Origin of the sequence: Streptomyces sp. SID14515, from assembly GCF_010548505.1 — a bacterium.
Taxonomy (GTDB): Bacteria; Actinomycetota; Actinomycetes; order Streptomycetales; family Streptomycetaceae; genus Streptomyces; species Streptomyces caviscabies.
The window spans coordinates 1-725 of sequence record NZ_JAAGMH010000095.1; the positions used below are offsets into that span (position 1 = coordinate 1).

Below are 725 nucleotides of genomic sequence, written 5' to 3' on the forward strand. Positions count from 1 at the left end.
CCCCCACCCCCACGCACCCACCCACCGCTCCCCGCGCCACCGCATCCCCCGTTTCATCCCCCCAGCCAGGCCGCGCCCCCTCCACCCCAGCGGTAGGCTGACGACGCCTGATCCACGCGGATCGGAACTCGCATGCTCGAAGGGACTCACCCCATGGCGCTCGAAGCTGGCCTCCTGGAGATCCTGGCCTGCCCGGCCTGCCACTCCCCGCTCGACGACCGATCGGCGGCCGACAGCCCCGAACTGGTCTGCACGGGCGACGACTGCGGGCTGGCCTACCCGGTCCGGGACGGCATCCCGGTCCTTCTCGTCGACGAGGCCCGCCGCCCCGCCTGACCGCGAGCGACCCGCGTACGGGCAGAACGGCGCAAGGCAACGCACGAAAGCCGACAGCGGCGGACGGCGGACGGCGGCCGAAGGACGAGGCCACCCCGCCGCCCGGCACCCGCCAGGCCGGCAACCACGCCACCGACCCCGCGCCCGCCCCGCCCGTACGCAAAGCCGCAGCCCGGAGCCGCCCCCCGCAGCTCGGAGCCGCAGCCGCAGCCCGCACCCCACCCGGTGATCGGAGGCCCACCGCCATGCTCGACGAGTCCTTGCTCGACGCCCCGGAAGCCCTGGCCCGAGCCGACCGCCGCGACCTGCTGCGCGGCGCCGCCGAGGCAGGCGCCCGGGTCCGTACCGCCGCCCGGCACGCCGCCGAGGCCGGCATCGGCGGCCTGGCC

The 725-nt window shown here is 77.0% G+C and carries 1 protein-coding gene; it reads left to right on the forward strand.

What is annotated here, in order from left to right; genetic code table 11:
• Nucleotides 1-153: 153 nt before the first annotated feature.
• Nucleotides 154-336 (forward strand): Trm112 family protein, encoded by a 183-nt coding sequence (locus tag G3I54_RS20240; RefSeq protein WP_003968734.1) that lies wholly within the window; start codon nucleotides 154-156, stop codon nucleotides 334-336.
• The last annotated feature ends 389 nt before the right edge of the window (nucleotides 337-725 follow it).

Excerpts from the sequence above, each read along its gene's own strand:
- G3I54_RS20240 (WP_003968734.1), top strand. The coding sequence starts at position 154 with ATGGCGCTCGAAGCTGGCCTCCTGGAGATCCTGGCCTGCCCGGCCTGC.